Consider the following 3,865-nt stretch of genomic DNA (forward strand, 5'->3'; position numbering starts at 1 on the left):
TGCGGCCTTCGACAGCATCGAGGTCAACGACCGACTCGCAGAGGTCAAGGTCTGAGCGGCAGATGGCCCTGACGAACTACATCGAGGCCCTGATCGAGGAAGGCGGCGAGATCACGCTCGGCGCGTTACCACCTCACGAGTGCGCGGCCACGGCCGCCGATGGCAGCAACTGCCTCGCGATGCTTGTGCGTCGCGATGGCGAGAGCCTCAACGCTCTGCTGAAGCGCCTGGACAAGGCCATCGGCTTGGCTTGGTCGAATGACGTGTTCATCGACGAGGTCAACGACGGCGAAAGCGACCTGCTGTAGTCCCCTCCCAGCTTCTCGGTCAAGAGGGCCTTGAGGCCACGCTTACGATCATCCCAACGCACGCCAGAATCCGGCCAGACTGATTAACGCCGCAAGCCCTCGCAGGGCCTACGGATTGCGCGGCTTCAGCGCGCGATCCACTGCTCATCAGCTCGCCGACCGTGGTGTGCTCTTGCGCCGCCCTGATCGGGTGCTACTGCGTTTTGCTCTCCAGTCCCACGGCGGCATCGGCCCTGCATCGGCCCACAGTCTGCGCCGGATGGCGCGGATGCGAATTTCGGTCGCATCGACCTCAAGCGTCTTGTCCTGCTCCATGCGGCCATAGGCTTGCATCGCCGCGGCGCGGTGCCGGGACAAAGCTCCCTTATTCCCCCTGTATCCGCCCCCTCGCGTTGCTTCCGCACAGGCCTTAGCCTACGTAGAGGGTCGCCTTCAACCTAGGGACATCCGACGCTATTGGCTGGAGTACGCTACGAATCATTGCGGAAGGGAGGCTTAAATGGCCAGACTGATGCAAGGTAAAGTGGTTTTGGTGACCGGCGGAAGCACCGGCATCGGCAGGGCGTCGTCGCTGGTCTTCGCAAGAGAGGGTGCCACGGTGGTCGTCGCAGACATCAACCTTGCCGCCGGTGAAGGCACAGCGTGTGCGATTCGTGACTCCGGCGGCCAAGCCGTCTTTATCGCAGCCGACGTATCCAAACGGGGCGACGTCGAGACACTGGTCAACAGGGCGGTCGGACTGTATGGCCGCCTGGACTGTGCATTCAATAACGCCGGCATCGCGGGAGCCATCGGGTCCGCTGTCCACGATTATTCAGAGGATGCCTGGGACCGCGTCATGAGCATAAATCTCAAAGGCGTGTGGTTGTGCTTGAAGTACGAGATCCAGCAGATGCTCAAACAGGGCGGCGGAGCCATTGTCAACACCGCGTCGATCTGGGGACTGGTGGGCGCTCCCGGCGCGTCGGCTTACGTCGCCAGCAAACACGGCGTGGTGGGGTTGACCCGCGCAGCCGCGCTGGAGTACGCGACCCAGGGCATACGGATCAACGCAGTGAACCCCGGCACGATACGCACACCGATCCTGGACCCATTCATTGCCGCCGATCCCGAGTTCGAATCGATGATCACGGCACGCCATCCAATAGGGCGAATCGGGATGCCGGAGGAAGTTGCGGAGGCTGTGGTCTGGCTGTGTTCGGACGCCGCCTCATTTGTGGTCGGGCAGAACCTGCCAGTGGACGGCGGCTACACCACGCAGTGACTGCCGGAGCGCGGATCCACCGGATCAGGGGAGCCACCACCGAGGTGCATTCGTCAGGTGCCCCAGCAGGTTGGTCTGCGCTTCGTAGGCAAGCCACCCGCTCACTGCCCGCCCTCACCCCATGATCCCGGCACCGCAAACAACACGCAGGGCGCGACGGCTGTGGTTTGCAGTAGGGCTGGCGCTCGCGGCCGTTCTGGTCATCGCGGGCGGCGCCTGGGTCTGGCGTGAGCGAGAGGCCGATCACCAGCGAGTCGCCGAGGGCTTGCGTCTGCGGGACCAGATGCTGCGCGCCGCGGAAGGGGCGCAGCGCGCGTGGCGCAAAAGCACGTCACCTGAGCAAAGGCAGGCGCAGCGAGACGTGGCCATGCGGGAGTTTCATGCGGCCGAGGCCGAGATCAGGCGCCAGCACGAGCTGGCAACCCTGCAACGAGGCCTCGCCGCGAGCGCTGCGGCCGCAGCGCCCTGACGAGGTCGCGCCGTCGGCTACTGCTAAGGCACCAGCGGTGCCGATGCATCCATCGCCGCTTGCGTCTGCGCGATGTCGGCTGTGCCGCTGGTGGTGTTGCCATCGAGGGCGAGTTGCGCGGCCGCGATGTCGGCTGCCGTCGGACTGCCGCTGATCGACGGCCCAGCCGTTGCGTCAAGCGCCTGTTGACTGCTCGCGATCTGCTGGGCGGTGGGTGTGTTCTGCGCCGGAGCTGCCGCAGACGGTGGGTCCGAGTCGGAGCCTCCGCCGCAACCGGCGAGAGCCCAGAGGATGCCGACGGCGAGCCCACCGGAACGAGCACGCGCTCGGGTGACGGGGTTCATGCGAACTCCTTCAGTTGAGCGCGGGCAGGGTCTGCGCCGCCTCGGCGCCGCCGCAAGAGGCGTGCTGGAAGCCGGTGGTGCCGTACATGATGCCGTCGTCGCCCTTGCCTGAGGCCGCCACCGGCTGGGCGGTCGTGCCGACTTGCGCCGTGCGCAGGCCGCTCGGAACGCTGTTGGTCACCGACACGGTGCCACCGACCTTGGACAGTTCATTGCGCGCACGCCAGGCGATGTTGTGATCGGCGCAGGACGAATCGCCGCTGACCCCGAGCGCACCGAGCTTGGTCGCGCCGCTGTAGAGCGCCAGCCCGCCACCGAAGACATTGATGCCGCCCGGCTTCAGGCCCAGCATCGGGTCCGTCGCGGTGCCGTACTTGGTGGAGTCGCCGCGGTACACGACCCGCGGATCGACCGGGTTGCTGTGCTGCAGTCCAAACAACGAACCGCCCGGCTGCGTGGCGGAGAACAGTTGGGCGCTCGATATCGCCAAGCCGGGCAGGCTGAATCCGTTGGCCGTGTAGGCCTTCTGGGCCGAGATGACTCGGCTGTTGAGCCAGGCACCATCCATCTCCGAAGCGGTCGTTGCGACCGCGCACACGACACCATAGCGATTGACGACCGTGGCCCACATCGGCAGATCGAAGCCACCATTGGAAGCCCCGGTGGCAGTTTTCAGCGCAGTCTCCAGCGTCGCACTGTCGGGCAGGCCCGCGCAGTTGTTGGGCGGGTTGGTCGGGGCGGCCTGTACTGGCAGCACGGCGGCCAGGATACCGAGGGCAAGCAAGCTACGGATCGATGACTGGCGCGACATGAGACCTCCTGTGACTGGTTAACTGGTTATGCGTATTCGTTGATTGCTTTGAACAAGCGAACGTATGTTTGCGCAAGCGACCGGTACGGATCCATCCCATACATGACACCACCCATTGGCATGCGAACTGCGTATTTGATCGCGCCATGTGCCCGACAGGAGCGCGGGCAATCACCTCAGGACGGCCAGGGCGCCGGCGGCGATGATCTTGAGCTCGCCGCCGCAGTTAGGGCATTGCTCGAGGTCGATCTCGAACGCAAGCTTGAGCGACCGAGCACAGGCGCGACGCCCTATAGCCGCCCTTCGCCAGCGACGGCTTGTGGCCGACTGCCGGTATCAGTGAACGGCCGGTCTGGAGCAAGTCAGTCGTTTCTGAACTGGCCACAGCCGTGACCTGGCGTGTCGCGCCGGCAGGCGTCGGAGTTGCAAACACGTCGCCAACGAGGCTGACCATGGTGGGCAAGTGCCGCCGGGGCCTGCTCTGGCGCGGGAACGTGCGCGGCGAGCAGCCGGCCCCCTGCGTCCCACGGACCATCAGCCGTCGAACTGGACCGTCTGAAACGGCTCGACGCGTTGGCCGAGTGGCGCGCTATTTCGATAAGCATTCATAGCGCAGTAGCAGTCATCAGCAACTAAACTGGCGCGGTGAAAAAACGACCGCCTGTAACC

Annotated in this window: 5 protein-coding genes; 3 read left to right on the plus strand and 2 right to left on the minus strand. The window is 65.1% G+C overall.

Features of this window, described 5'->3' with window-relative positions; genetic code table 11:
• Positions 1-62 precede the first annotated feature (62 nt).
• The 3 genes from H0W38_RS18430 to H0W38_RS18440 all read left to right on the plus strand — a co-directional run bounded on the left by H0W38_RS18430 (position 63) and on the right by H0W38_RS18440 (position 2,041).
• On the plus strand, positions 63-308 hold the full coding sequence (locus H0W38_RS18430) for a hypothetical protein (protein WP_292456811.1): 246 nt from the start codon (positions 63-65) through the stop codon (positions 306-308).
• 508 nt (positions 309-816) lie between these two features.
• The gene (locus H0W38_RS18435) at positions 817-1,572 is read left to right on the plus strand and encodes an SDR family oxidoreductase (protein ID WP_292456819.1); all 756 of its coding nucleotides are present in this window, start codon (positions 817-819) and stop codon (positions 1,570-1,572) included.
• Positions 1,573-1,693: 121 nt separating this feature from the next.
• Positions 1,694-2,041: a hypothetical protein gene (locus H0W38_RS18440; protein WP_292456813.1), complete on the plus strand. Its 348-nt coding sequence runs from the start codon at positions 1,694-1,696 to the stop codon at positions 2,039-2,041.
• A 23-nt stretch (positions 2,042-2,064) separates the two neighbouring features.
• On the opposite strand, the gene H0W38_RS18445 is transcribed toward H0W38_RS18440, so the two are convergent.
• Complete coding sequence (locus H0W38_RS18445; protein ID WP_292456815.1) at positions 2,065-2,385, minus strand: hypothetical protein; 321 nt, start codon at positions 2,383-2,385, stop codon at positions 2,065-2,067.
• Between the two features lie 10 nt (positions 2,386-2,395).
• Positions 2,396-3,196 carry a heme-binding protein gene (locus H0W38_RS18450; RefSeq protein ID WP_292456818.1) on the minus strand — a complete coding sequence of 267 codons (801 nt, stop codon included), beginning with the start codon at positions 3,194-3,196 and terminating at the stop codon, positions 2,396-2,398.
• Positions 3,197-3,865: the final 669 nt, after the last annotated feature.

The organism is Methylibium sp. (assembly GCF_013817365.1).
Classification (GTDB): Bacteria; Pseudomonadota; Gammaproteobacteria; order Burkholderiales; family Burkholderiaceae_C; genus Methylibium.

Bases quoted from the DNA above. Each gene is read 5' to 3' on its own strand.
- H0W38_RS18440 (WP_292456813.1), top strand. From the start codon at position 1,694: ATGATCCCGGCACCGCAAACAACACGCAGGGCGCGACGGCTGTGGTTT.
- H0W38_RS18445 (WP_292456815.1), bottom strand. From the start codon at position 2,385: ATGAACCCCGTCACCCGAGCGCGTGCTCGTTCCGGTGGGCTCGCCGTC.
- H0W38_RS18430 (WP_292456811.1), top strand. From the start codon at position 63: ATGGCCCTGACGAACTACATCGAGGCCCTGATCGAGGAAGGCGGCGAG.
- H0W38_RS18450 (WP_292456818.1), bottom strand. From the start codon at position 3,196: ATGTCGCGCCAGTCATCGATCCGTAGCTTGCTTGCCCTCGGTATCCTG.